This window comes from Pseudoxanthomonas sp. F11, from assembly GCF_037046485.1.
Taxonomy (GTDB): domain Bacteria; phylum Pseudomonadota; class Gammaproteobacteria; order Xanthomonadales; family Xanthomonadaceae; genus Pseudoxanthomonas_A.
Window position 1 is genome coordinate 193,389 of sequence record NZ_JBANLZ010000001.1, and the last position, 25,101, is coordinate 218,489.

Consider the following 25,101-nt stretch of genomic DNA (forward strand, 5'->3'; position numbering starts at 1 on the left):
ATGGTACGTGCTTCCATGCCGTGAAAGAACGCGGAGACCGTGCGCACGAGGCCAATGTGAGTCGTGCGGGCGCCCATCGCCTACCATGGCACCCCCCCTTGTTCCGGATGTTCCCATGCTCCGCTGCTTGATGCTGGCTCTAATGCTGATCCCGCTGCTGGATGCGCGCGCGGCCGACGACGAAGCCGCCGTGCGCGCCACCTTCGCGGCCTACAAGAAGGCCGTGCTGGCGCACCAGGGGGATAGCGCCGCCGACAACGTGACCACCGGTACGCTGCGCGAGTACGCGCGCTACCGCGAACTGGCCCTCTCTGCGCCGCGCACCGCGCTGGAAGCGCTGCCCATGACCGAGCGCCTGCAGGTGCTGATCATCCGTACCCGCGTACCTGCCGCCGATCTGCGCGCGATGGACGGACGCCGGGTGTTCACTCATGCGGTGGATCGCGGCTGGATCGGCCGCGAGGGCGTGGAGCGCAGCGAGCTGGGCACCGTACAGGTGGACGGCGACCGCGCGGCGGCGCGGCTGAAGATCGGCGCCACCGAGCTGCCGGTCGATTTCGAGTTCGAGCGCGAACCGGGCGGGTGGCGTTTCAACCTCATCCCGCTGACCACCATGAGTGAGGACGTGTTCAAGCAACTGGCCCGGCAGAACGGCGTCAGCGAGAACGAGATGGTGATGACGCTGCTGCGCGGCTTGTCGGAAGCCCCGGTGGACGAGCGCCTGTGGGATCCGCCGACACCGTAGTGCGGGTCAGCGCCGTGCGAACACCTCGGGCGGCGCGCGTACCGGGCTGCGATGCGCGGACAGCTCGCCCACCAGCCCCAGTTGCGCGGAGAAATCCGCCAGCCGCGCCCACACGTAGGGCTGCAGGTCGTCAGGGGCGGTGTCGTACACCTGCCGCCACAGCCGGTCCATGAACACGCGCGGCTCCTCGCGCAGCGCTCCGCGTTCGATGCGCTCCCCGGCAGCGGCCAGTGCGGCCCGGATGTCGGCCAACGTGTCCATGCGCGCAGGGTAAGGGCCGTGCATGCCGGTTGTGTTACACGAGACCCGGCCGTCCGACGATCGGCGCCAAACCGTGAATGCGGTTACGGTCCCGGCTTCCTGCGCGGCGTCGCGCCAGCCGGTTCGAACAGCCAGCGCATCGCACGCCGGTAGGCCTCGCCGATGGTAGCCGCGTGCGTGCCGCCTTCGATCTCGATCAGCGCCACCTGCCAGGGCGCCGGTGGCTGCGCGGACCAGGCACTGGCCCACGCACGTGCGGTCTGCCGGCGCGCCTCGGTATCGCGGGTGCCACTGACCACCGCCACCCGCAGGTCCTGGCGGGCATGCACCGAGGCCGGCGCGAAAAGCTGCTCCCGCGCCGGGCCCTGCGCCGGATTGCTGGCGATGCGTCCCCAGAACAGGTCCGGCGCCTCGCGCGCCGACCACAGCACGAAGTAACCACCACGCGACTGCCCCAGCAGGATGCGTCGTGCAGGGTCGGCAGCGTAGCGACGCTCCACTTCGGGCACCAGTCGGTCGCGCAGGAAGGCCAGGAAACCTGGCGCCCCACCCTGCTCCGGAGTGGCGTCCGGCCCGGGCGCGGTGAAGTCGGTATTGCGCCGGTTGACGGCCGGGTCGAAGCCGCCGTAGGCGATGCCGACGATGATCGCCTCGGGCAGCTGCTCGTCGTAATGCAGGAACAGGTGCGTCGGCGCCAGCAGCGGGAACAGGCTGTCGCCGTCCAGGACATACACCACCGGGTAGCGCGTCGGCGCGGTCGCGTCGTAGCCCTCGGGGTAGCGCACGAAGATGTGGTGCACGCGCCCAGAACCGCGGTCCGTCAGCGGGAAATAGTCGCCCTTCAGCGCCGGCAGGTGCGCCAGTGGGCCCTGCACGCCCGCACCGTCCGGGGCGGCAGGCACGGGCGGCGCCGCCCACGCCGCCGGCATCACGACGGCCAGCAGCCAAGCCAGGAGAAACCCCGTGCGAAGGATCATGCCGAATACCTCATCGATGCCGGGCCGGCGGGCCCGGCCATTATCGCCATCCTGGGTCGGCGGGGCGGACGCGGCACAATGGCCACCCGTACCCGCGAAGCGTCCTCCACGGTGAAACCCCGCCCTGATCTGCTGCGCCGGCTGCTGCGCGCGAAGGACCGCATGGATGCCGCTCCCGACCAGGACTGGCCCATCCCGCGGCTGGCCGAGCTCAGCGCGGTTTCGCCGGCGCATTTCGCCCGCGCCTTCAGACAGGCCTTCGGACTGCCGCCGCACCGCTACCTGCTGACGCGACGCATCGAGCGCGCCGCGGCGCTGCTGCGCGACACCGATGCGCCCGTCATCGACATCGCGCTGCAGACCGGCTGGCGCAGCATCGGCACCTTCGGCCGCATCTTCCGCGACATCACCGGTGAAAGCCCGGGCGAATGCCGCCTGCGCGCGCGCAACGCCCTGGACACCCGCGGAGGCATGCCCGAGTGCGTGGTGCGCGCGGTGGAACGTCCGGACCTGAAGAGCGCAGTTCTGGAGAAGCGCCGGCGGGCGCGCGCGACTAAGGTGGCTGCCCCGACCGAGGAGGCTCCATGAGCGAAGGCATCGAGGTAATAGGCATCTATGTGCGCGACCAGGACGAGGCGCTGGCGTTCTACGTGGACAGGCTGGGCTTCCGCGTCCAGGCGGACGTGCGCAACGGCGACTATCGCTGGCTGACGGTGCAGCACCCGGAACAACCGACCCTGCAGCTGGGCCTGTTCCGGCCCGGCCCGCCGGTGCACGACGCCGCCACCGCCGACGCTTTGCACGGACTGGTGGCGAAGGGCGCCATGCCGCCCCTGGTGCTGCAGGTGAAGGACTGTCGTGCGGCTTACGAGGCGCTGAGCGCAAAGGGCGTGGAATTCATCCAGGAACCCATCCGCCGCTACGGCCAAGTCGACGCCGGCTTTCGTGATCCGTCCGGCAACGGCTGGAAGATGATCGAACGCCAGCGCAAGGAGACGGCATGAGCCTCGCGCGCTTCTCACGACAGAGCCACCGCGGGCTCTCGATCGTGTTCACACTGACGGTCGCGCTGAACTTCGCCTGGCGCGCGGCCGCACAGGGCGAACCGCCGGCGTGGGTGACGTACGCGCCGCTGCCACCGCTGTTCCTGCAGCTGTTCACCGGCCTGTACCTGTTCGCGCTGCCCTACCTGCGGCACCGGCATGCCGACAGCGCGGATCGGCGACAGGCTTCATAAGGCTCCCCGTCCGCAGGTCGCGCCGCCGCTCATTTCTTCATGGCCGCCACGATCTCGGACACCCCAAGCCCGAGTTCGAGCTGCAGGCGCACGTACTCCCGCTCCTTGCGCGACAGCGGACGCCCCATTTCGATGCGTACGTCCTCGGCTTCCAGGATGCGCAGGATCCTCGGCAAGGCCGAGCCGATGGCGTCAGGCCCGTAACCCGCTTCCCGCAGGGCGGCGCTGAGGATGGTTTCGGTGTCCATGCGTGATCCAGATCGAATGAGGGAGCGCATTGTGCGCCCCAACGGCCGGATCAGGTGAATTTACCGCCAAAGGCGTTACGCCAACGCGCTCTTCAGCGGCGCGCGGACCGTGCACGTCTTCCCTTGCTGCTCTGCGCGGTGGCGCGACTGCGCACGAACTCCGGGAAGGTCTCCGCCAATGAGTCCTTGTCCGGCAGGATGTAGAACACCCCGCCCCGCTCGAACGTCGGGCGGATGACCTGCTCGTAGAACTCGGGTGCGACGTTGATGCAGCCGTGGGTGACACGGTTGTCGTCGGGCGAAGGCGAGGCCAGGCGCTCGACGCGCCGCTCGGCCGGGACGCCGGTCGCCGTCGGGTGAATGGAGACTGCCGAATCGTAATCCACCCACAGCACGCGACCCGCGTCGATCGACGGGCCATAACCGCCCACGAAGCGTCCGGCGGGCGTCGTGCGGTCCCGACCGGGAATCTCGCGAAGCGCGAGGCCGCTGATGCCCGGCGCCGTGTGATCGCCGATCGCCGAGCCGAAGAGGCCGGGCGCCGCACCGCGAAGGCGTCCATCGCCGCCGAATACCAGGATCTGCGCAGCGGCCTTGTCGATGACCGCGAACGGAAAACCTTCGCTGTCCCTGGCGGCGACCACCCAACCGGCGAGCTCGATCACCGTCTCGGACACATCCTGTTCGGGCGGAAGCAGGTCGACGGACGCGACGGAGGATGCGGTGCTCTCCTCGGCGCGCACCATATCGCTGCTCGCGAAAGCCAGCGCCAACAGCAGTGCGCCACAGGCGCTCCGGATCACAGGGTGCATGAACATGCGGATGGGACGGGTCCTTGAAACGATAAATGGGCAAAACAAAGAAGCCGGTGACCACAAGAGGTCACCGGATCCCGGGTTGAAACCGTTCGTCACAACGTGGGGCGAACGATCAACCGCGCGGCACGCGGCGCGGCGCCTCCTCCAGCTGCCGGACGCGGCTTTCCATCTGGTCCAGACGCTGGTTGGCCTGCTGCGCGGACTGGTTGGCAGATTCGGCACTCTGCGCCGCGCCCTGCACCTTGGTATCGAGCTGGTCGAGGCGCGAGTTGATGGTGGCGAACTCGTCGTCGTACGTAGCGCAGCCGGCAAGGCCCACGCCCGCGACGATCGCCACGCCGAGCACGCGCGCCATGGCCAGGTGTTTCTTCTTGGTGGTCGTAAACATTCCAATCCTCCTTCGTCTTGGGGCCCTGGAATATAGCGGCGTTTTCAGCGGTGGCCGCAAGTCCACTTCAGCTTAGGTTGGAGTACGTAGACACGCCGTGAAGATCGCAGCCATGAGCCTCGCGGCGCTTGTTCGGAAGAATCCATCGATTTGTTGAACCCGTTCGCAGTCGCGTCAAGCAACGCCTCACAATCCCTGCGTACGTGCAGGACATTGCGACACGAATTCCGAGATCGCGTGACGGCCCTATGCGGCGTGTCCTTTTCGTGTGGAAGCGGGCGTAGGCGGCATCGAGCGCGCGAACCTGGCTCAACACCCCATCGGCGGCAGGAACGATACCGTCGATACCACCACCCACCTGCCCTTCCGCAGCACCTCCACCCGCACCCGCACCGTGCTGATCGCCACGAACGGCAGCACCGTGCCCAGCGCATCGCCCTGGCCGATGCGCGGAATCCAGTCGTCCGCCAGCGACGGTTCGCCCTGGGCAGTGGTATGCGCGCGTACCGCCCGCTCCAGTTCCGCCTGGGTGTAAGGCGGGAAGCAGGCGTGCTGCTCGACCGACGGCGTCGGCAGGACGAACGAGACCGCATCCACCGCCTCCGCCGCTTCCCAGCCGGAGACGCAGTGCTTCCAGCCGGTCAGGTCCAGGTGCGGCCCTTCCGCGCTCAGGCCCAGGCTGGTTTCGTACTGTACGCGCACGCGCCAGGCTTCACCCGGCTCCGCGGGCTGCAATTGCAGGGTGGCGCCATACACCTCATCGCCCAGCTCCAGCGGGACCGTCAGCAGGGGCGGCACCGGTCCTTCATGCCGCCACCCCGAGAACGATGTATCGCCGCCCGCATGCGGCAGTACACGCAGACCGACCAGCGCCTGCGTGTGCGCCCGCAGCGGCACGCACAGCAACATCAGGCACAGCAGGGCACCTAGCCGCCATCGTGCGATTCCGTGCATCTCCTTCATCCTTGTTCCCCACAAGAAGCAGAAGCCTGTTGAGATGGTAGCGCGATGCGCGGCGATGTCGGACGCCATGCCGTGCCTGAACACCATCGGGCGCGGCGGCGTCGGCTTCACGAAAGCGTGACCCGGCCACGCCTAAGTTCTGGGCGGACACATACGCGCCACGCGCAGAGGAACGCCATGACCATGATCAGACTGCGGGCCACCGGCCCGCGTACCGGATTCGATGCCCTGCTGGCCGACCTGCACGGCATGGAGGGCGTGGAGCGGGCCGAGGAACTAGCCGACCTCATGCCGCATATGGACGATGAGGATTCCAGTTCCGCCGGTCTGATGGACGACCGCGGCGGCGATGTGCGCGCCCTGGAGATCGAAGTGCTGTCGCCGCACGCGGACCGGGTGCGCGAGGCCGCCGCCGACATCGCAGGCCAGTACGGCCTGGTGCTGGAATTCGTGGACGACTTCTGAGACGCGATGGCCGGGCTGCTGCATACCTCGGATGCGATGCCCGGCCTGCGACGGCAGCGATGCGGGCGCGGTTTCGTGTACCTGGACGCGCGTGGGCGCCCCGTGCGCGCGCCGGCCACGCTGGCGCGCATCCGTCGCCTGGCCATTCCGCCGGCCTATACCGACGTGTGGATCTGCGCGCAGGCCAACGGACACCTGCAGGCCACCGGCCGCGACGCGCGCGGCCGCAAGCAGTACCGCTACCATCGCGACTGGCATGCCGAACGCGGCGCACGCAAGTACGACCGCCTGCTCGCCTTCGCCGACGCCCTGCCCCGCCTGCGCCGACGCGTCCGCGCCGACCTGGCACTGCCAGGGTTTCCGCGCGGCAAGGTCGTGGCGCTGGTGATGGCCCTGCTGGGGCAGACCCTGCTGCGCGTGGGCAACGCCAGCTACCAGAAGACCAACGGCTCCTACGGCATCACCACGCTGCGCAACGTGCATGCGCGCTTCATCGCCGGCAGCGAAGTACGCTTCGCCTTCCGCGGCAAGGGCGGCAAGACGCTGGAAGCGCGCGTCGACGATGCGCGCCTGGTGCGGCTGGTGCGCCGCTGCCGGCAACTGCCCGGCCAGGCGCTGTTCCAGTACCGCGACGGCGACGCCGTGCAGCGCATCGGTTCCGGCGACGTCAACGCCTACCTGCAGGACGTGCTGGGAGGCCCGTTCACCGCGAAGGACTTCCGTACCTGGGGCGCCACGCTGTTCGCCTTCCGCACGCTGGCGACGATGGAGGTGCCCCAGGCGGAAGCGGCCCGTCGGCAGGTCCGCATGCAGGTCCTGCGCGACACCGCCGCCATCCTCGGCAACACCCCGCGCATCTGCGAGCGCTGCTACGTGGACCCACACGTGTTCGAAGGCTGGGAAGACGGCCGCCTGCAGCGCGCGGCGGCGAACGCACGTGGCCCCCGGCAATGTGAGCAGGCGGCGACCCGCCTCCTCAAGCGCATGCGCCGCGGATCATGAGCGCTTGCGACGCCGCTTTTCCGGCACGGGTGATTCCTCCAGTGCGGAGAGCGCCGTGCTGACTGACCCCAGGTCCTGCTTTCGTCGGCCATAGTCGCCCCACGGATGCGCGCGCAGCCGGCCCATGCGGCGCGGCGTGCTGGTCAACGTATAGGCATCGCCGCCCTTGATGCGGCCCAGTTCCTCCCAGCGCAACGGCATGGCGACCGGTGCGCCTTCGCGCGCGCGCAGCGAAAAGGACGCCACGCTGGTGGCACCGCGCCCATTACGCAGGTAGTCGATGAAGATCCTGCCCTTGCGGAACTTCTTGGTCGCGGTGGCGACATAGGCAAGCGGATCGGAAGCGGCCATCGCGTCGGCGAAGGCGTGCGCGAACGCCTTCACCTGCAGCCAGGGACACGGGGGCTTCAGCGGCACCACCACGTGCAGGCCCTTGCCGCCCGAGGTGCGGACGAACGACGTGAGCCCCAGGGCACGCAGGCGTTTGCGCACCAGGCGCGCGGCCTCCACCACGCGCGGAAACGTCACGTCGGCGCCCGGGTCGAGATCGAAGACGATACGGTCCGCCAGGTCCGGGGCGTCGGCCCGCGCACCCCAGGGATGGAATTCCAACGTATTGAACTGCACCAGTTCAAGCAGACCGTCCTCATCGCGCACCACCAGGTAATCCGCGCGCGTGCCGCCCTCTTCGTCCAGCGACACCGCCTCCACATGATCCATGCCGGCCGTGTGATGCTTCTGGAAGAAGCACGGCCGCCCCGCGCCCTGCGGGCATCGCACCACCGACAGAGGACGCCCTTCGACTTCCGGCAGCAGCCAGCGCGCCATCGCTCGGTAGTAGTCGAACACCTGCTGCTTGGTGATGCCGCTGTCCGGAAAGACCACGCGCTGGGGATGCGTCAGTTCGGTCCTGGCGTCGGGGGCGTGCGTGCGCGTGGCGGGCATGGCGGTATCTCCGGCAGAGGGACGTGCTTCACGCAGGTCCGCCGGCCGCTTGTCACGGCGGAGGGTCTTCAGCGCGGGCTGGCGCAGCAGACCCTGATTGCCGCGGCCATGATGGAACACCTCGGCGACCAGGCGCGGCACCACCCAGCGCGCGCGGCGCAGGTCGGGATCGTCCACGTCCACCTGGGCGGTGGGTGTCGCGCGCGCGCCCTTGGCCAGCTGCCTGGCCAAGGAATCGAGCAGCGCATCGCTCATGCCCGTGCCCACGCGCCCGGCATAGCGCCAGCCGCGGGCGCCGTCGGGTGCGGCCAGCAGCAGTGCGCCCAACCCGGCGCGGCGACCCTTCGGCGCGGTGAAGCCGACCACGGCGAACTCTTCCGCATCGCGTTGCTTGATCTTCCGCCAGGCATCGCCGCGGCCGGCATGATAGGGCGCGTCGGCGCGTTTGGAGATGATGCCCTCCAGCCCCCTCTCGATCGCCATCTTCAATGCCTCGTCGCCACGGCCGACGATGTGCGAGCTGTAGACCAGGCGGTCCGGCGGCGACTTCAGGATTTCCGCCAGCAGCGCCTTGCGCTGGTACTGCGGACTGGCGGCCAGGTCCACGCCGTCCACCTGCAGGATGTCGAACAGGACGTAGGACAGCGTGGCGTTCTTCTCGCCCGCCAGCGTGGCCTGCAACAGGCCGAAGTCCTCCTGCCGTCCCGCACCAGCGACCAGTTCGCCGTCGAGCACCGCCTCGTCCAGATCGAGCGCTTCGAGCGCACTGACGATCTCCGGCGCCTGGCCGGTCCATTCGCGTTCGTTGCGCGACCACAGGCGCACGCGGCCGCGCCGGATTTCGGCGATCAGGCGGTAGCCGTCCCATTTCGCTTCGTGCAGCCAGTCGTCGCCGGCAGGCACTTCCTGCTGGAGCTTCGCCAGTTGCGGGGCGCGGAAGCCCGGATGCTTCGACGTGGCGCGCGCGCCATCGAGCCGGGCGGCGCGATGCGCCCAGCGCTCACGGGGCGCGGTGCCCTGCTTGGCGCGGGATGCTGCGCGTGCGCCGACTTTCGCCGCTGCGCGCCTGCGCGGGGCGGGACGCGCGCCCGGTGGCGGCGTTACGTCGTCGAGCAGATCATCGGCCTCGCGCGGGCCGGCGAAATCGTCACGTTCCTTGAACAACAACCACTGCGGCTGACGCGCCGGCGTATGCGTGCGCACCAGGTGCCAGCCCCCCTTGAGCTTGTCGCCGAACATGCGGAAGCGCAGGTGTCCTTTCGCGAGCTGCGCTTCGGCATCGCCGTCGGTGGTCCAGATGCCGCGGTCGAAGGTGGCGACGTGGCCGCCGCCGTACTGCCCTTTCGGTATCTCGCCTTCAAACTGGGCGTAGTCGATGGGGTGATCCTCGACCTCGGCGGCCAGACGTTTCACGTCGGGATCGAAGCTGGGGCCCTTCGGCACCGCCCAGCTCTTGAGCGTGTCGCCCACCTGCAGGCGGAAGTCGTAATGGCGCCGGCCGGCGTGGTGCAGTTGTACGACGAAGATGGGTCGCTTGCCGCGCCCGCGCCGCGCGTCCGCGTCCGCGCCCGGCTCGGGGGTGCGGTCGAAACGGCGCTTGCGACGGTATTCCTGCAGGCTCATGGACGCTCCTCGCCTCCGTTATGACGCCACGGCCGTCAACAGCGCGTGCAAGTAGCGGCCGGGCCGCGCGCGGGGTCAGCCGGGCGACAGGCTGTTGCGTGCATGCCACGCACGCAGGGCCGGCGAAACGGCATCGTCCAGCGGCACGTCGAGCACCCGGTAGGCATCGAGCGCGTCGCGCAGCACGGCCCAGGGCGTGCCCGACCGTGCCAGCGGCCACCCGTCCACGGGACCGTAGCGGGCGATGGCGGCCTGCTCGCCCGCGCCCAGGTGCTCGCGCTGCGCGGCCAGCCGCGCCGCCACCCAGCCCCGCAGCGGATGGAGGGCGAAACCCGCGTCCTCGAGGGCCGCGCGTATGGCGCTCAGGGCGGTTTCCGCACCCCGGAACCATTCGGTCCGGCCCGCCGCACGCGCGGGCACGGTGAGCGGCGGCGGCGCGGCGTGCAGGCGCAGATCGCGCTTCAGACGCGTTTCCCAACCGCGGGCCTCGCGCACGCTGGCTGCCTCGGCCAGCCAGCCGCGGTCCAGGTCGAAGAACGCGTAGTAGCGCGGCGAGAACGCCTGCATGCGCCGCAGCGGATTGGTGGCGATGCCCAGCTTGGCGTGGTCTTCGTAGGCGCAGGGCAGCACGTACAGGAAGGCGCGTCCGCTGGCGCCGGTGCCGACGCCTTCCACCGGCACGACGCGGCGCCCGCCCGCCATGCGTCAGCGCGACGCGGCCTTGCGCGCCGTCTTCTTCACGGCGGCCTTCTTCGCGGCCTTGGCCGCCTTGCGCGGGGCCTTCTTCGCGGGCGCTTTCTTCGCAGGCGTGCGCTTCTTGGTGTCCAGGCTCTTCTGCAGCAGCGCCATGAAATCGACCACGTTGGTGGCGGCGTCCTCGCGCTCGGGCGCGTCGTCGTCCTTGATCTTCGTGGTGGCGCCGCGGGCCTTGATGCGTTTCTTGATGATGGCTTCCAGCCGCTGGCGGAACTCGTCGTGATAGGCGTCCGGCGCCCACTTGGCCGACATCGAGCCGATCAGGCTCTCGGCCATCTCGCGCTCCTTGGCGGTGATGCGGTAGTCCGACGCCTTGCCGGCAGGCAGCTTGTATTCCTCCGGATCCACCAGTTCCTGCGGGTAACGCAGCATCATCAGGACCAGCGCGTCGCCTTCGGGGACCACGGCGCACAGGTATTCGCGGGTGCGGATCACCACCCGCGCCACGCCCACCTTGCCGGTGCTGGCCAGGGTGTCGCGCAGCAGCACATAGCCCTTCTCGGCCTTCTTGCCGGGGACCAGGATGTAGGGCTTTTCGTAAAAGCGGATGCCGATGTCGTCGCGGTCGACGAAGGCCTCCACATCCACCGACTCGTGCGTCTGCGGCGCGGCCGAGGCGATGTCCTCTTTCTCCACCACCACGTAACTGCCCTTGTCGTACTCGAACGCCTTGACGATGTCCTTCCACGGGACTTCCTCGCCGGTCTCGGCGTTCACGCGTTCGAAGCGGATGGGCTTCCTGTCGCGCGAGTCCAGCATGCGGAAGCTGATGTCGACCTTGCGCTCGCCCGACATGAGCGAGACCGGGATGTTGAGAAGGCCGAATGAGAGGGTACCGGTCCAGATCGGGCGCGCCATGGAATGCCTGCCACGGGAAACGAGGCCTGCATGCTGGCCAGCCGGGACGAAAGCCTGCGTGAAAGCGGGTGTCCGCGCGCGACGCGGACGCGCCTCACATGGTGTGCGTGGGCTTCTCGCCGCTGAGGCTGCCGGCCAGCATGGTCTCGATGCGGTTCTTGATCGCTTCGCCTTCGCTGGTCTCGGCGAACTGCACGCCGATGCCGGCCGCGCGGTTGCCCTGGGCGCCCGCAGGCGTCACCCACACCACCTTGCCGGCCACCGGCAGGCGGTCGCTGGACTCGGGCAGCGTGAGCAGCAGGAAGACTTCGTCGCCAAGGAAGTAGCGTTTGGGCGTGGGCACGAAGATGCCGCCGCCCTTCACGAACGGCATGTAGGCGTTGTACAGCGCGGCCTTGTCCTTCACTGCCAGTGACAGGATGCCCTGCCGTCCACCTGCTGCATTCATTCCCCGTCTCCGTGCGTGTCGGTCAGCCGCGCCGCGCCCCGACTGCGCGTCCGCGGTCGCTGCCGGCCCACGCCAGCAGCAGTTCCACCATGGCAAGATCGGCGCGTACCGTGGTCCGCAACAGGTCGCGGGTACGATTGGCGGCGTCGAACCAGGTGGCCAGCTTGTTCAATCGGGCCGGATCGGTCAAGCCGACACGTCCGGCCTGCTCCAGCGCGAGATCGGCGGCATGGCGCAGGCGCGCGTCGGCCAGCTCGTCGTTGGCCCAGCGCTGCGCGGTCTCCACCACCCCGATCTCGCCCTGCTCCAGGCGCTGCAGATCGCGCGCCACGGCTTCGCGCAGCGCCAGGCCATCGTGGCGCAACCAGTCGTCCGCCAATCCGGGGTGGCCACGCGCGGCGTCCAGTGCGCGCAGGGCGTCGGGCTCGGCATGGCCCTGCGCCCGCAGCCAGGCGAGCGCCTCGTCGTGCGGCGGCAGCCTGAACTCGATGCGCTGGCAGCGGCTGCGGATCGTCGCCGGCAGGCGTGCGGGCTGCGCGCTGACCAGCCACAGGTAGCGGCCCGGGGCGGGTTCCTCCAGCGTCTTCAGCAACGCGTTGCAGGCCGCGCGGTTGATGGCGTCGGCAGGATCGAGGATCGCCACCTGCGCCTGGCCGTATTGCGGTGTCAGCGCCAGCTTCTGCGCGACCTCGCGCACCTGGTCGATGACGATCTCGGTGCGCAGCTTGCTGCCGTCCTTGGTGGGCGCGAACGAGACCACCTGCAGGTCGGGATGGGTGCCGGCCTCGATCAGGTGCGCGCTGCGGTCGTTCGCTGCGGGTTCGCCTTGGGCGTCGCGCTGCTGCGCCAGCACGCGGCGCGCCAGGCGGTCCACCACCGCGCGCTTGCCCAACCCTGCAGGGCCGCAGACCAGCAGGCCATGGCCGAGGCGGCCGGCCTCCAGCGCAGCGACCGCATGATCGTACGCGCGCTGTTGCCAGGGCGAGAACAGCGTGCTCATGCCAGGTCGCTGTCCGTCAGCGTACGCAGATAAGCGGTGATCGCCGCTTCCACCGCAGCCGCAACGCCTGCCGGCGGCTGCGCCGCATCGATCACGCGGAAGCGTTGCGGCTCGGCTGCGGCACGCGCGCGGAAGCCGGCGCGCACGCGCTCGAAGAAATCGTCCTGCTCGCTTTCGATGCGGTCCGGCCACAGGTCGCGGCCGGCGGTACGGGCGCGGCCTTCGCGCACATCCAGGTCGAGCAGCAGGGTCAGTCCTGGTTTCACGCCCACGGCGCGGCGCTCGAGGGCGGCGATCCAGTCGGAGTCCAGGCCGCGGCCCGCGCCCTGGTAGGCGTAGCTGGAATCGGTGAAGCGGTCGCTGACGACGAACGCGCCGCGACGCAGTGCAGGGCGCACCACTTCGCGCACATGCTGCGCGCGCGAGGCGAACATCAGCAGCAGCTCGGTCTCCGGCGCCAGCGCTTCGTCCTGCGGATTGAGCAGCAGCTCGCGGATGCGCTCGGCCAGCGGCGTACCGCCGGGTTCGCGCGTCAGCACCACCTCGTGGCCGGCCGCCTGCAGGCGGTCGCGGATGGCCGCGATGGCGCTGGTCTTGCCGGCGCCCTCGCCGCCTTCCAGCGTGACAAGGCGTGGCTGGGTCAGCACGGCCTCGCTCATGGCGCTTCCGCCTTGCGCAGCGTCTCGCGGCGGGTGACCAGGTAGCGCGCGACGGCGGCGTTGTGCTCGGCGAGCGTGGCCGAAAAGATGTGCCGGCCGCTGCCGTCGCCGACCGCGACGAAATACAGCGCATCGCCATCGGCCGGGTTCACCGCGGCGCGCAACGCTTCCGCGCCCGGCATGGCGATGGGGGTGGGTGTCAGACCCTTGCGGGTATACGTGTTGTAAGGCGTGTCGGTGGTCAGGTCGCGGCGTCGGATGTTGCCGTCGTAACTACTGCCGATGCCGTAGATGACGGTGGGATCGGTCTGCAGCGGCATGCCGATCTTCAATCGGCGCGCGAACACGCCGGCGATGGCCGGCCGCTCCTCGGCGATGCCGGTTTCCTTCTCGATGATCGAAGCGAGGATCAACGCCTCCTCCGCCGACTGCAGCGGAATGCCGGGCGCACGCGCTTCCCAGGCGGCGGCCAACGCCTTCTCCATGGCGGCGTAAGCCCGCTTGAGCACGTCCAGGTCGGACTCGCTGCGCGTATAGACGTAGGTCTCGGGCAGGAAGCGGCCTTCCGGATGCTGGTCGGGATGGCCCAGCGCAGCCATCAGTTCGGCATCGCTCATCTGCGCGGTCTTCTGCTGCAGGGGCGAGGCGTTGCGCAGCGCCGCGCGGACCTGGCGGATGTTCCAGCCCTCCACCAGCGTGAACCGGTACTGGAGCGTGCGCCCCTCCCGCATGCGCTGCAGCAGCTCGCGCGGGGTCAGCGTGGGCGCCAGGGCGTACTCGCCGACCTTCAGCTGGCTGGCGGTGTTCGTCTGGCGCGCCAGCAGGCGCCACTGCAGGTCGGTGCCATGCGACACCCCACTCTCGCGCAGCTTGCGCAGGACCGTGGGGAAGGCATCGCCCGAGACCACTTCCACCGTCGCATCGGCCGTGGTGCCGCCGATGGGCGCATCCGCGAAACCCCGATGACCCTGCCACAGCCAGAGGCCGGCACCCACCGCCACGGCCAGCAGCAGGGCGAACAGGATGACGATAAAGCGGCAACCGCGCTTGAGAGCTGACGCCACGTAGTCCTCGGTGCTTGAAGCAGGCTGTGCAGGATACCCGGTCGCTGTCTCAGGCTGTAGGCGCAGGGTCAGCCTTCCAGCGCCTTCAGCACGCCACGGGCCTTGGCGCGGGTCTCGTCCAGCTCCTTTTCCGGGACCGAATCGGCGACGATGCCAGCCCCGGTGCGGAAGCGGGCCACGCTGCCGGTCCCCTCGGCGAGGATCTCGGCGCTGCGGATCAGGATGTTCAGGTCCAGGTCGCCGTCGCGGTTGAGCCAGCCGAACGCGCCGGTGTAGGCGCCGCGCGGGACCTGTTCCAGTTCCGCGATGATCTGCATGCAGCGCACCTTCGGGCAGCCGGTGATGGTGCCCCCCGGGAAGGTGGCACGGATCACGTCGCCGGGCGTCGCATCCGCACGCAGGTGGCCGCGCACGTTGCTGACGATGTGGTGCACGTGCGCGTAGCTCTCCACCGTCATCAGCTCGTCCACCTGTACGCTGCCCGGGGTGCAGACGCGGCCCAGGTCGTTGCGTTCCAGGTCGATCAGCATGACGTGTTCGGCGCGTTCCTTTGGGTGGCCGACGAGTTCGCGGATGCGTGCTGCATCGTCGTCGCCCTCGAAGCGCGGGCGGGTGCCGGCGATCGGGCGCGTCTCCACCACCTCGCCACGCACCGAGACCAGCCTCTCGGGCGATGAACTCACCACCGTCCAGCCCGGCGTGGCGAACAACCCGGCGAACGGCGCGGGATTGGCGGTGCGCAGGCGGGCGTACAGCGCGGCCGGATCCAGTTCCGCTTCGAAGCGCGCATGCCAGGCGCGCGAGAGATTGACCTGGAAGATGTCGCCGGCACGCAGGTATTCGAGGATGCGCTGCACGCCTTCGGTGAAACGCTCCGGCGCGTCCTCGTCGATGCGTGACGGCGGCTGCCAGGCCGGCAGCGGTGGCCGCTGGGCAATGCGCTCGATGTCGGCGCCGATGCGGGCGATCAGGTCGCCCTGCCCCGCTTCCGCCACGATCACGCAATCGCCCGTACTCCGATCGTGCAGTACGGCGGCGGGACAGCGCAGCGCGAGCGCGACGGGGTGCGCCGCGGCCCCACAGGGCAGCTGCAGCACCGGCTCCACCTGCTGCGCCAGCTCATACGCCAGCATCAGGGCCCAGCCGCCTCGGAACGGCCAGCGTGGCTCCTCGCGCGGCGTGCGCTCGGCCTGCCAGTGACGGTCGAGCGCTGCGAGGAAGTCGCCGGCCTCCGCGTTGCCCTGCAGATCGCGGGTGATGCCGTCAGCATCCAGCCGCAGCCCCGTGCCATCGGCCACCAGCAGGAAATCCCAGCGGCCCTGGGCGGTGCCCGACGCGACCGATTCCAGCAGCACCGGATAGCGCTGCGGATCGAGGCGATGCAGGGCCAGCAGGTCGGTGTCCGACGGAAGAGCGCGCGTTTCGATCATGGCTTCGTCATCCCGGCGAAAGCCGGGACCCAGTGTCTTGTCCTGCGGTTGAAGCGTAAGACGCTGGGCCCCGGCTTTCGCCGGGGTGACGTCGGCGATTTTTCCGGCACCGCTTCAGATCCGCCTGAACACCAGCGTGCCGTTGGTGCCGCCGAAGCCGAAGCCGTTCGACATTGCCACGTCGATCTTCTTCTCGCGCGCCGTATGCGGCACGTAGTCCAGGTCGCAGCCTTCGCCCGGCTCGTCCAGGTTGATGGTGGGCGGGATGATGCCGTGGTGGATGGCCAGCACGGAGAAGATGGCTTCCGCGCCGCCCGCCGCACCCAACAGGTGGCCGGTCATCGACTTGGTGGAACTGACCATGATCTTGTACGCGTGGTCGCCCAGCGCGCGCTTCATGGCCAGCGTTTCGGCCAGGTCGCCCAGCGGCGTGGAGGTGCCGTGCGCGTTGAGATACTCCACCTGGTCGACATTCAGCCCGGCGTCCTTCAGCGCCGACAGCATGCAGCGCGACGGGCCTTCGCCGTTCTCGCTGGGCGCGGTCATGTGGAAGGCGTCCTGCGAGGCGCCGAAACCCGCCAGCTCGCAGTAGATGCGGGCGCCACGCGCCTTGGCGTGTTCGTACTCCTCAAGCACCAGGATGCCGGCGCCGTCGCCCAGCACGAAGCCGTCGCGATCCTTGTCCCACGGACGCGACGCGCGTGCAGGATCGTCGTTGCGGGTGGACATGGCCTTCATCGCACAGAAACCGCCCACCGAGGTCGGCGACGAACCGCGCTCGGCGCCGCCGGCGATCATCACGTCCGCATCGCCGTACTGGATGGTGCGCATGGCGATGCCGATGGAGTGGTTCGACGTGGCGCACGCCGAGACCGCCGAATAACCGGGGCCTTTCAGACCCTTCATGATGCTCAGGTGGCCCGGCAGCATGTTGATGATGGTGCTGGGGATGTAGAACGGGGAAATCTTGCGCGGGCCGCCCTCGTGCAGCTTCACCGCGGTTTCCTCGATGCCGAGGATGCCGCCGATGCCCGCGCCGATGATGGCGCCGATGCGCTCGGCATTGGCCTCCGTCACTTCCAGCCCGGCGTCTTCCATCGCCATCAGCGAGGCGGCCAGCCCGTAGTGGATGAAGGAGTCCATCTTCTTCACGTCCTTCGGCGGCACGAAGGCGGTCGGGTCGAAACCGCGGATCTCGCCCGCGATCTTCGTGCTGTAGCCCTCGGTGTCGAAGGTGGTGATCGGGCCCAGGCCCGACCGCCCGTTGACGATGCCGTCCCAACTGGTGGCCATGTCATTGCCCAGGGGGGACACCAGACCCATGCCGGTGACGACGACGCGACGACGCTGGCTCATATCGTATTCCTCATGACTCTTGGCGGCCGCGCCCTACGCGGGCGCATGGGGGCCGGATACGCGCGGGGCCGCATGCGCGGCCCCGACACGGTTTGCTGCAGACGCGGGACTTACGCCTTGACGTGCGCCTTGACGTAGTCGATGGCCTGCTGCACCGAAGTGATCTTCTCGGCTTCCTCGTCCGGAATTTCGCATTCGAACTCTTCTTCCAGCGCCATCACCAGTTCAACGGTGTCCAGCGAGTCGGCGCCCAGGTCATCGACGAACGATGCGCTGGTGGTGACTTCCTCTTCCTTCACGCCGAGTTGTTCGACGACGATTTTCTTGACGCGTTCTTCGATGCTGCTCATGGATTCGCTCCAGACGGAGATGGGTGACTTGTTGGATTCTGCCGACGCCGGGCGAAGGCAAACCGGGGATAGTGTAGTGGAAACCGGGGACGCCGGGCAGGTATCGCCAAACGCCACCTAATCAATCACTTACAGCTAATTCTTACGGCATGTACATGCCGCCGTTGACGTGCAGGGTCTCGCCAGTGATGTAGCCGGCCGCCGGGCCTGCGAGGAAGGCCACCGCGTGAGCGATGTCGGAAGGCTCGCCCAGGCGGCCCAGCGCGATCTGTTCGCCCAGCGCCTTCTTGGTTTCTTCCGGCAGGTCCTTGGTCATGTCGGTGGCGATGAAACCGGGAGCGACCACGTTGACGGTCACGCCGCGGCTGCCGATCTCCTTGGCCAGCGACTTGGAGAACGCGATGATGCCGGCCTTGGCCGCGGCGTAGTTCGCCTGGCCCGCATTGCCGGTCACGCCGATCACCGAAGCGATGTTGATGATGCGGCCCTTGCGCGCCTTCATCATGCCGCGCATCACCGCCTTGGACGTGCGGTAGACGCTGGTGAGGTTGGTGTCGAGGATAGCCTGCCAGTCCTCGTCCTTCATGCGCATCAGCAGGTTGTCGCGGGTGATGCCGGCGTTGTTGACCAGGATGGAGATGGCGCCGAACTCCTTGGCGATGGCGTCGATCAGCGCATCCACCGCGGCCGCGTCGGTCACGTCCAGCTGGCGGCCATGGCCGCCCACACCCGCCATGCGTTGGCCGATGGCCTGCGCACCGGACGCCGTGGTCGCGGTGCCGATGACCGTCGCGCCCTGTGCCGCCAGCTCGTCGGCGATGGCGGCACCGATGCCGCGGCTGGCGCCGGTGACCAGCGCGATTTCACCCTGCAGGGGCTTGCTCATGTGATGTCCTCGGAACGGTCCGCGCGGACGCGGCGAATCAGGATAAGGGATCGGGTGCGGCGAAGGTCAGGCGCGCCACTCGGCGAGCGCGCCTTCGAAGTCGCCCACGCCCCCGATGGCACGCGCGTCAAGGCCCTTGTCGATGCGCTTGACCAGTCCCGCAAGCACCTTGCCGGGACCGCATTCGGCGATATGCGTCGCACCGCTGGATGCCAGCACCTGCACGCATTCGGTCCAGCGCACCGGCAGGTACAGCTGGCGCACCAGCGCGTCACGGATCGCGTCCACACCATCGTGCACCTTCGCATCCACGTTCTGCACCACCGGCAGCGACGGCGCCTGCCAGGACAGGCCCGCCATCACCTCGGCGAGTCGATTCGCCGCTTCCCGCATCAGGGGCGTATGCGACGGCACACTGACGGCCAGTTTCACCACCTTGCGGATACCGCGCTCGGTGAGCAGCGCGATGGCGCGCTCGACCGCTTCGCTGTCGCCGCCGATCACGATCTGGCCGGGCGAGTTGTAGTTCGCCGGTACGACCACCTTGCTGTCGGAGGCCAGGGTGCACACCTCGGACACCAGCGCATCCTCGGCGCCCAGCACGGCCGCCATCGCGCCGACGCCCGTCGGCGCGGCGTCCTGCATCAGCTGGCCGCGCAGGCGTACCAGGTGCGCGCCATCCTTCAGTGAGAGCGCACCCGCAGCCACCAGCGCGGTGTACTCGCCCAGGCTGTGACCGGCCAGCTGCGCCGGCGCGGGCCCGCCCTGCTGCTGCCATGCACGCCACACGGCGATGCCGGCGGCCAGCAGCGCAGGCTGGGTGTATTCGGTGCGGTTGAGCATTTCTTCGGGGCCGCCCTGCGACAGCGCCCACAGGTCCACACCCGCGCCGTCGGAGGCTTCGGCGAACGTCTCGCGCACGATCGGATGCAGCTCGGACAGTTCGGCCAGCATGCCGACGGACTGCGAACCCTGGCCCGGGAACACGAAAGCGAGATGCGTGGAAGTCACTCGGACACCCTGCGTGAAAACAGGCCGCGATGATACGGGCGAACGTGCCGGATTGTCTGTACCGGGGCGTATTGCGCACGCGCCTGCAGCAAGGCGTCGCAGGCCATGGCGGCACCGCGCGAACGCACGATGAAGTTGCCGGAAACGCGAAAGGCGACGCTGCGAAGCGTCGCCTTTCCTCAGGCGGAGATGCGTGCGCGCGGCTCAGTAGCGCAGCAGCACGGAGCCCCATGTGAAACCGCCGCCGAACGCTTCCAGCAGCAGCAACTGGCCGCGCTCGACGCGCCCGGAGCGGATCGCCGTATCCAGTGCCAACGGCACCGAACCGGAAGACGTGTTGCCGTGCTTGTCGACCGTCACGATCACCTGGTCCATCGACATGTCCAGGCGCTTGGCCGTGGCCTCGATGATGCGCAGGTTGGCCTGGTGCGGGATCAGCCAGTCCAGGTCGTGCTTGTCCAGACCATTGGCCTGGAGCGTCTCGTCGACTACGCCATCCAGGGCCTTCACGGCGTACTTGAAGACGTCGTTGCCCTTCATGTGGATGCGGATGCCGTTGTTCGGCTCGTCCTTGTTGAAGCCGGCCGACACGCCCACCGGGTTCCACAGCAGTTCCTTCTTGCTGCCGTCGGCGTGCAGGTGCGTGCTGAGCACGCCCGTCTCGGTGTCGGCCTTGAGCACGGCAGCGCCGGCGCCGTCGCCGAACAGCACGCAGGTGGTGCGCTCGGTCCAGTCGACGATGCGGCTGAGGGTTTCGGTACCGATGACCAGCGCGGTCTTGGCGTCGCCGCAGCGGATGAACTTCTCCGCCACGCTCAATGCGTAGATGAAGCCCGAGCAGGCGGCGTTGACGTCCATCGCGGCGCAGCCGGTCGCGCCGAGGCGCGCCTGGATTAGGCAGGCGGTGGATGGGAAGATCAGGTCGGGCGTGGTGGTGCCGACGACGATCAGGTCGATATCGGAGGCATCCACGCCTGCGGCTTCGAGCGCGCGCAGCGCGGCCTGGTAACCCAGGTCGCCAGCGGTCTGGCCTTCGGCGGCGATGTGGCGTTCGCGGATGCCGGTGCGGGACTGGATCCACTCATCGCTGGTGTCGACCAGCTTCGCCAGGTCTTCGTTGGTCAGCACCTTCTCGGGCAAATAGCTGCCCGTACCGGCGATGCGCGCGTAAATGCGCCCCTTGTTGCCCGGCTCGCTCATGCACGCTCCCATTGCCGGCCCGATCGAGGGCCCAGGTTGTCATCGATCATGCGGAAGGCGCGCCCGGCCCGTGGGCGGGCGCGCTGCATGGATCAATCTTCCTCGACCGCCGAGGTCTTGGTGGCGATGACCTTCTTGCCGCGGTAGTAACCGTCGGCGGTCACGTGGTGGCGCAGGTGCGTCTCACCCGTGGTCGGGTCGGTGGACAGCTGCTTGGCGGTCAGCGCGTCGTGCGAACGACGCTGGCCACGACGGGACGGGGTGACGCGGGATTTCTGCACAGCCATGGGATTGCTCCAGCTCTCGTATCTGTTGGTGAACCTTGCGGTTCGTGTTGCCAGACCGCCGTAGCGGCTAGTTCTTCTTCAGCGAGGCCAATGCCGCGAACGGACTGGTCTTCGCCACCTCTTCTTCGTCCGCCGCCCATTCGCGTTCCACCGCGTCGGACGCCGGATCCACCGCCACCACCGGTATGGCGAGGACCAGTTCGTCCTCCACCAGGTCGGCGGGGCGCAGCATGCCGTCTTCCGGCACCAGCAAGGCCTCGTAGTCGGGCGGCAGCGCGGCCTCTTCCTCCTCGCTGCGCACCAGACCCAACCGCTGCGTCAGTACCACCGGCAGCACGAAACGCTGCAGGCTGCGCTGGCACACCAACGGCAGGCCGGCCTCGATGTGCAGTTCCAGGTACGGGACCCGCAACGCATCGTGGTCGAACTCCACCGTGTAGCGCACGTCGCCTTCGGTATCGGCCAGAAGGCCCTGCAGGCGCGTCATGGCAGACAACGGCAGGCGGCCTTCGAAGCTGCGCCGGTTCGCGACCATGCGCCACGCATCCAGCAGCTCGGGCGTATTCGCGGACATAAGCCGCTGAATGTTAAGGATCAAACCCCGAACTGTCAAACCACCCCAACCGCCGAGGATTGGCTTGCCGCCCGCCGCGCCCACGGGCAGACTCCCCCGCCCGTCCTGCCGGTGCTCCTCCCATGCCGTTGATGCTCGCTTCCACGTCCCGCTACCGGCGCGAGCTGCTGGAACGGCTGCGCCTGCCATTCCATATCGCGCGGCCCGAGGTGGACGAATCGCCCCTGCCCGGTGAGGCCGTCCCGGCCATGGCGGCACGCCTGGCCCGCGCCAAGGCGGAGGCGATCGCCGCCCAGCACCCCGGCACGTGGATCATCGGCTCGGACCAGGCGGCCGAACTGGATGGCGCGCCGCTGGGCAAGCCCGGCCACCGCGAGGCGGCGCTCACCCAGTTGGGCGCAATGTCCGGCCGCCAGGTCCGCTTCCACACCGCCGTGTGCATGGTCCGGGACGGACGCGTCCTGGAAGCGGCCGACGTCACCACCGTGCGCTTCCGTACCCTGGCACCGGCCGAGATCGAACGCTACCTGGACGCCGAGCAGCCGTTCGACTGCGCCGGTAGCTTCAAGTCGGAAGGCCTCGGGATCGCCCTGTTCGATGCCATCGAGTCCTCCGACCCGACAGCGCTGGTGGGCCTGCCCCTGATCGCGGTGGCGAGGATGCTGCGCGAAGCAGGCTTCGACCTGCCCTGACCCGCTAGCGCAGCACCACCGGCTGTTCGGCCCACGTCTCCACGCTGCCATCCCCGCCCGTCACCCGCAGGCCCAGCCAATGCTTGCCGGCCGGAAGGCCGCTGGCGTCCACCTGCGCCTCGAACTGCACGCGCGGCATGCGCGGGTCGCGCGATGCGCCCTTGAGGAACTGCTGCAGCCAGACGTTGTCGGTGAAGTCCGTCGCGGCGGCGACGACCCGACCATCCAGCAATACCTCCACCCGGGTGACCCCCGCCCCGTCCTTCACCGCCCAGCCGCCCACGCTGAAGCGGCGCGCCACGCGGGCGCCGGCCTGCGGCACAGCGATATGGGCCACGACCGGCGAAACGCAGGTACCGCTCTGGCGAATACCCGGCAGCGCGAACAGCAGGAAGCGGCGCGCACCATGATCGATGTTCACGGCCTGCGGTGGCGGCAACGGGCCGATGACGGAGCACAGCTGCTGGTACCGGGCGAGCAGCGCACTGAACTTCACATCCGTCGCGCCCACCACCAGCAGAGTGGGCGCACTCACGCGACCCTCGTGCTGCAGGCCCCACAGCTGCAGCTGCGGGGCACGGCCGTGCTTGCGGTTGAGCGGGTGGTCGAGCACGGGAATGCGCGCGTCAGCGAGCGCGAAACCGAGCTCGGCGCCGGTCTTGAAACTGTCCGCAAGCAACGCGGTTCCTTCCGGCATGCGCGCCCGCGCCTGTTCCACTTCCATCGCCAGGCGGTCCCAGCCGGCGAAATTCTCCGGGTAGTACTTGCTGCCGGCCGCCTGCAGACGCAGGCCGGGCACCGACACCGCCACGTAGTAAGCCAGCATCAGCAGCATGCCGGCGGCCGCCAGCCCCCAAGCCGCCAGACGCCTCTGCCGGGGCCATTCGCGCAGCAGCAGCGGCACGACGGGCAGTAGCGCCAGGTAGCCCGGCAGCGTCCAGTGGAAACTGACGCGCTCGTTGTCGGCGAAGAAACCCAGCAGGAAAAACCCGAAGGTGGACACCGCGCCCAGCAGCGCGAAATAGCGCCATTCGGGCCCGGTGCCGCGCTCGCCGCCGCCCTCGCCACGAATGCCGCGCACGCTGACCACCAGCATGGCCCAGAACAGCAGGGGCGTGGCCAGTGCCGCCTGCACCAGCAGGAAGCGCGCGCCGTCGCCATGGAAGCGCCACGGATGACGGTCGAGCAACTGGAAGCGCAGGCCCGCATCGGCGTATTCCAGATTCCAGGCCAGCAGGGGCGCCCATGCCAGCAGGCCCGCCGCCAGGGCAACCCAGACCCGCGCATCACGCAGTACGCCGCGCCCCTGCGGCAGGCATAGCAGCGCGATCAGCCCCACACCGATCACGCCGATGAAACGATAGTGGCTCAGCGCGCCCAACATGAGGCCCAGCGCCAGTTCGGTGGCCGACGTCGCATCGACGCCGCGCAGCATGCGCGCCCCGGCATCGGCGCACAGCACGGTCGCCAGCGCCATCGGCACGTCGGGCAGCGCCAGCAGGCCCAGCGTGCCCGACAGCGGCATCAGCACGGTCAGCAACGCTGCCTGCCAGCCCACGACGACGCCGAACCAGCGCGCGGCGCTGCGCGCCACCAGCCAGGGCAGCACGGCTGCGATCAGCAGGAACGGCGCGCGCACCGCGAGCACGTGATGCCCGCCGAGTTCCACGCCCAGCCGCGTCAGCCACGCGGTCAACCCGGGCAGGTCGGAATACGCCGCCGCCAGGTGCTGGCCCTCCTGCCAGTAGAACGCCTCATCGACGAACAGCGGCAGGCGCGCGGCGATCGCGACCTTGACCACCGTCACGATGGCCCACACGGCAAGGAACCATCGGCGCGCGCGTTGTTCTTCGTCCATCTCGCTACACTTCTCCGGACCACGATCGAAACCGAGAGCGCGATGTCCGCCATTCCCAGCACCCGCCCTATGCTATCCGAAGGCCTCGCCGACGCCCTCAAGCGGGCGCAAGCGCAGGTCAATGCGCTGGTGTTGGGCAAGACGCACGAAGTGCGGCTGGCGTTCGTCGCGCTGCTGTCCGATGGCCACCTGCTGATCGAAGACCTGCCGGGACTGGGCAAGACCACGTTGGCGCACGCGCTGGCAGCCACCCTCGGCCTGGGCTTCCAGCGCGTGCAGTTCACCTCGGACTTGTTGCCGGCCGACGTGCTGGGCGTGTCGGTGTACGACGCGCAGGCCCGTGCCTTCACCTTCCATCCCGGCCCGGTCTTCACCAACGTCCTGCTGGCGGATGAAATCAATCGTGCCCCGCCCCGCACCCAGAGCGCCCTGCTGGAAGCGATGGCCGAACACCAGGTCACCCTGGACGGCGTAACCCATGCACTCCCGACGCCCTTCTTCGTGATCGCCACGCAGAATCCCGTCGATCTGTCGGGAACGTATCCGCTACCGGACTCGCAGTTGGACCGTTTCCTGCTCAGGCTGGCGCTGGGCTATCCCAGCCCCGCGTCCGAGCGCGAGCTGCTGGCCGGCAGCGACAGGCGTACGCTGATTGCGCAGGCGCTGCCGTTGTTGTCGGCCGAGGACGTGCTTGCACTGCGCGCGGCGGTGAACGATGTCCACGCCAGCGATGCGCTGATCGATTACGTGCAGGCGCTGCTGTCGCGCAGCCGCCAGCACCCGGGCGTGCGGGTGGGTCTGTCGCCGCGCGCCGGTATCGCCCTGCTGCGCGCGGCGCGCGCCTATGCGTTGTTGCTGGGACGCAGCCACGTGCTGCCCGAAGATGTGCAGGCCCTGTTCGCCGCGGTGGCCGCGCACCGGCTGGTGCCGGAAGCGGAAGCCGCGTCCGCCTCCGTACTGGCCAAGGCCATCCTGCACGCGGTACCGGTGGACTGACGGT

30 protein-coding genes are annotated in these 25,101 nt (G+C 69.0%); 8 read left to right on the forward strand and 22 right to left on the reverse strand.

What is annotated here, in order from left to right; genetic code table 11:
- Positions 1 to 115: 115 nt before the first annotated feature.
- Positions 116 to 745, forward strand: a complete 630-nt coding sequence (locus tag V8246_RS00905) for a hypothetical protein (RefSeq protein WP_336187525.1) — start codon at positions 116 to 118, stop codon at positions 743 to 745.
- Between the two features lie 6 nt (positions 746 to 751).
- Here the strand turns inward: V8246_RS00905 and V8246_RS00910 are convergent, their stop codons facing one another.
- On the reverse strand, positions 752 to 1,006 hold the full coding sequence (locus V8246_RS00910; protein WP_336187526.1) for a hypothetical protein: 255 nt from the start codon (positions 1,004 to 1,006) through the stop codon (positions 752 to 754).
- A gap of 83 nt (positions 1,007 to 1,089) precedes the next feature.
- The gene (locus tag V8246_RS00915) at positions 1,090 to 1,983 is read right to left on the reverse strand and encodes an alpha/beta hydrolase-fold protein (RefSeq protein WP_336187527.1); all 894 of its coding nucleotides are present in this window, start codon (positions 1,981 to 1,983) and stop codon (positions 1,090 to 1,092) included.
- Between the two features lie 111 nt (positions 1,984 to 2,094).
- Here V8246_RS00915 and V8246_RS00920 point away from each other — a divergent pair, with 111 nt between their 5' ends.
- Genes V8246_RS00920 through V8246_RS00930 form a run of 3 tightly spaced genes read left to right on the forward strand, consistent with a single transcriptional unit; the run spans position 2,095 to position 3,220 of the window.
- Positions 2,095 to 2,571 (forward strand): helix-turn-helix transcriptional regulator, encoded by a 477-nt coding sequence (locus V8246_RS00920; protein ID WP_336188302.1) that lies wholly within the window; start codon positions 2,095 to 2,097, stop codon positions 2,569 to 2,571.
- Positions 2,568 to 2,987 (forward strand): VOC family protein, encoded by a 420-nt coding sequence (locus V8246_RS00925; RefSeq protein ID WP_162110207.1) that lies wholly within the window; start codon positions 2,568 to 2,570, stop codon positions 2,985 to 2,987. Before V8246_RS00920 ends, V8246_RS00925 begins: the two co-directional genes overlap by 4 nt.
- On the forward strand, positions 2,984 to 3,220 hold the full coding sequence (locus V8246_RS00930) for a hypothetical protein (RefSeq protein ID WP_162110208.1): 237 nt from the start codon (positions 2,984 to 2,986) through the stop codon (positions 3,218 to 3,220). The genes V8246_RS00925 and V8246_RS00930 overlap by 4 nt, the downstream gene beginning before the upstream one ends.
- 29 nt (positions 3,221 to 3,249) lie before the next feature.
- On the opposite strand, the gene V8246_RS00935 is transcribed toward V8246_RS00930, so the two are convergent.
- The 4 genes from V8246_RS00935 to V8246_RS00950 all read right to left on the reverse strand — a co-directional run bounded on the left by V8246_RS00935 (position 3,250) and on the right by V8246_RS00950 (position 5,628).
- Positions 3,250 to 3,468, reverse strand: a complete 219-nt coding sequence (locus V8246_RS00935) for a polyprenyl synthetase (protein WP_162110209.1) — start codon at positions 3,466 to 3,468, stop codon at positions 3,250 to 3,252.
- A 92-nt stretch (positions 3,469 to 3,560) separates the two neighbouring features.
- On the reverse strand, positions 3,561 to 4,286 hold the full coding sequence (locus tag V8246_RS00940) for a L,D-transpeptidase (protein WP_336187528.1): 726 nt from the start codon (positions 4,284 to 4,286) through the stop codon (positions 3,561 to 3,563).
- 112 nt (positions 4,287 to 4,398) lie between these two features.
- Positions 4,399 to 4,674: a hypothetical protein gene (locus V8246_RS00945; protein ID WP_336187529.1), complete on the reverse strand. Its 276-nt coding sequence runs from the start codon at positions 4,672 to 4,674 to the stop codon at positions 4,399 to 4,401.
- 309 nt (positions 4,675 to 4,983) lie between these two features.
- Positions 4,984 to 5,628 (reverse strand): hypothetical protein, encoded by a 645-nt coding sequence (locus tag V8246_RS00950; RefSeq protein WP_336187530.1) that lies wholly within the window; start codon positions 5,626 to 5,628, stop codon positions 4,984 to 4,986.
- Between the two features lie 186 nt (positions 5,629 to 5,814).
- Between V8246_RS00950 and V8246_RS00955 the strand changes: the two genes are divergently transcribed.
- Positions 5,815 to 6,102 (forward strand): hypothetical protein, encoded by a 288-nt coding sequence (locus tag V8246_RS00955; RefSeq protein ID WP_185895777.1) that lies wholly within the window; start codon positions 5,815 to 5,817, stop codon positions 6,100 to 6,102.
- Positions 6,103 to 6,108: 6 nt separating this feature from the next.
- Positions 6,109 to 7,104, forward strand: a complete 996-nt coding sequence (locus V8246_RS00960; RefSeq protein WP_336187531.1) for a DNA topoisomerase IB — start codon at positions 6,109 to 6,111, stop codon at positions 7,102 to 7,104.
- Here V8246_RS00960 and ligD read toward each other — a convergent pair.
- The 15 genes from ligD to V8246_RS01035 form a co-directional block, all read right to left on the reverse strand.
- Positions 7,099 to 9,672, reverse strand: coding sequence for a DNA ligase D (gene ligD, locus V8246_RS00965; RefSeq protein WP_336187532.1), 2,574 nt, complete (start codon positions 9,670 to 9,672; stop codon positions 7,099 to 7,101). The two genes, V8246_RS00960 and ligD, sit on opposite strands and share 6 nt — an antisense overlap.
- A gap of 75 nt (positions 9,673 to 9,747) precedes the next feature.
- Complete coding sequence (locus tag V8246_RS00970; RefSeq protein WP_336187533.1) at positions 9,748 to 10,374, reverse strand: GIY-YIG nuclease family protein; 627 nt, start codon at positions 10,372 to 10,374, stop codon at positions 9,748 to 9,750.
- Positions 10,375 to 10,377: 3 nt separating this feature from the next.
- Entirely contained in the window at positions 10,378 to 11,286 is a 909-nt protein-coding gene (locus tag V8246_RS00975; RefSeq protein ID WP_336187534.1) for a Ku protein, read from the reverse strand.
- 94 nt (positions 11,287 to 11,380) lie between these two features.
- Positions 11,381 to 11,734: a PilZ domain-containing protein gene (locus tag V8246_RS00980; RefSeq protein ID WP_162110216.1), complete on the reverse strand. Its 354-nt coding sequence runs from the start codon at positions 11,732 to 11,734 to the stop codon at positions 11,381 to 11,383.
- A gap of 22 nt (positions 11,735 to 11,756) precedes the next feature.
- Complete coding sequence (locus tag V8246_RS00985; RefSeq protein WP_336187535.1) at positions 11,757 to 12,734, reverse strand: DNA polymerase III subunit delta'; 978 nt, start codon at positions 12,732 to 12,734, stop codon at positions 11,757 to 11,759.
- Complete coding sequence (tmk, locus tag V8246_RS00990) at positions 12,731 to 13,393, reverse strand: dTMP kinase (protein ID WP_336187536.1); 663 nt, start codon at positions 13,391 to 13,393, stop codon at positions 12,731 to 12,733. The genes V8246_RS00985 and tmk overlap by 4 nt, the downstream gene beginning before the upstream one ends.
- A complete protein-coding gene (gene mltG / locus V8246_RS00995) occupies positions 13,390 to 14,457 on the reverse strand; it encodes an endolytic transglycosylase MltG (protein ID WP_336187537.1) in 1,068 nt (355 codons plus the stop codon). Before mltG ends, tmk begins: the two co-directional genes overlap by 4 nt.
- Before the next feature lie 68 nt (positions 14,458 to 14,525).
- Complete coding sequence (locus V8246_RS01000; protein WP_336187538.1) at positions 14,526 to 15,887, reverse strand: aminodeoxychorismate synthase component I; 1,362 nt, start codon at positions 15,885 to 15,887, stop codon at positions 14,526 to 14,528.
- Between the two features lie 114 nt (positions 15,888 to 16,001).
- Positions 16,002 to 17,243, reverse strand: a complete 1,242-nt coding sequence (gene fabF / locus V8246_RS01005) for a beta-ketoacyl-ACP synthase II (protein ID WP_336187539.1) — start codon at positions 17,241 to 17,243, stop codon at positions 16,002 to 16,004.
- Positions 17,244 to 17,353: 110 nt separating this feature from the next.
- Positions 17,354 to 17,593, reverse strand: coding sequence for an acyl carrier protein (gene acpP, locus V8246_RS01010; protein WP_014161144.1), 240 nt, complete (start codon positions 17,591 to 17,593; stop codon positions 17,354 to 17,356).
- A 142-nt stretch (positions 17,594 to 17,735) separates the two neighbouring features.
- Positions 17,736 to 18,479: a 3-oxoacyl-ACP reductase FabG gene (fabG, locus tag V8246_RS01015; RefSeq protein WP_336187540.1), complete on the reverse strand. Its 744-nt coding sequence runs from the start codon at positions 18,477 to 18,479 to the stop codon at positions 17,736 to 17,738.
- 66 nt (positions 18,480 to 18,545) lie between these two features.
- On the reverse strand, positions 18,546 to 19,490 hold the full coding sequence (gene fabD / locus V8246_RS01020; RefSeq protein WP_336187541.1) for an ACP S-malonyltransferase: 945 nt from the start codon (positions 19,488 to 19,490) through the stop codon (positions 18,546 to 18,548).
- Between the two features lie 204 nt (positions 19,491 to 19,694).
- Positions 19,695 to 20,690 carry a beta-ketoacyl-ACP synthase III gene (locus V8246_RS01025; RefSeq protein ID WP_185895766.1) on the reverse strand — a complete coding sequence of 332 codons (996 nt, stop codon included), beginning with the start codon at positions 20,688 to 20,690 and terminating at the stop codon, positions 19,695 to 19,697.
- A gap of 92 nt (positions 20,691 to 20,782) precedes the next feature.
- Positions 20,783 to 20,977 carry a 50S ribosomal protein L32 gene (gene rpmF, locus V8246_RS01030; RefSeq protein ID WP_056880637.1) on the reverse strand — a complete coding sequence of 65 codons (195 nt, stop codon included), beginning with the start codon at positions 20,975 to 20,977 and terminating at the stop codon, positions 20,783 to 20,785.
- 67 nt (positions 20,978 to 21,044) lie between these two features.
- Entirely contained in the window at positions 21,045 to 21,551 is a 507-nt protein-coding gene (locus tag V8246_RS01035; RefSeq protein WP_336187542.1) for a YceD family protein, read from the reverse strand.
- Positions 21,552 to 21,673: 122 nt separating this feature from the next.
- Here V8246_RS01035 and V8246_RS01040 point away from each other — a divergent pair, with 122 nt between their 5' ends.
- Complete coding sequence (locus tag V8246_RS01040; RefSeq protein ID WP_336187543.1) at positions 21,674 to 22,243, forward strand: Maf family nucleotide pyrophosphatase; 570 nt, start codon at positions 21,674 to 21,676, stop codon at positions 22,241 to 22,243.
- A gap of 4 nt (positions 22,244 to 22,247) precedes the next feature.
- On the opposite strand, the gene V8246_RS01045 is transcribed toward V8246_RS01040, so the two are convergent.
- Entirely contained in the window at positions 22,248 to 24,101 is a 1,854-nt protein-coding gene (locus V8246_RS01045) for a glycosyltransferase family 39 protein (protein WP_336187544.1), read from the reverse strand.
- A 69-nt stretch (positions 24,102 to 24,170) separates the two neighbouring features.
- On the opposite strand from V8246_RS01045, the gene V8246_RS01050 reads away from it, so the two are divergent.
- The gene (locus V8246_RS01050; RefSeq protein WP_336187545.1) at positions 24,171 to 25,097 is read left to right on the forward strand and encodes an AAA family ATPase; all 927 of its coding nucleotides are present in this window, start codon (positions 24,171 to 24,173) and stop codon (positions 25,095 to 25,097) included.
- Positions 25,098 to 25,101: the final 4 nt, after the last annotated feature.